General features: G+C 35.7%; 1 protein-coding gene. It reads right to left on the bottom strand.

Going from position 1 to position 249, the window contains the following annotated elements:
- On the bottom strand, positions 1–249 hold a 249-nt coding region (locus AOA61_RS00360), incomplete at both ends, for a pyruvate kinase alpha/beta domain-containing protein (protein ID WP_305886516.1).

The following is a 249-nucleotide window of genomic DNA, read 5'->3' on the forward strand; positions in this document are numbered from 1 at the left end:
TTGTAATAGCAAGTATTGGTGATTTAGGACGATACCTTGAAATAATTCTTGCAGTATAACCACTTTCTGTAGCTGTTACGATAGCAGTTGCACTAAGGTTTAGTGCTGTATGGGAAACAGATTGACTGATAGCATCTGTAATAGTATGTTCACTTTCTTTGCTACGCTTACGAAGCATATCTTCGTACTTTAATGCTGTTTCTGTCTTTATTGCAATATTACTCATTGTTTGTACTGATTCAGTAGGGT

Origin of the sequence: Pseudomonas sp. 2995-1 (assembly GCF_002742505.1) — a bacterium.
Lineage (GTDB): Bacteria > Pseudomonadota > Gammaproteobacteria > Pseudomonadales > Pseudomonadaceae > Aquipseudomonas > Aquipseudomonas sivasensis.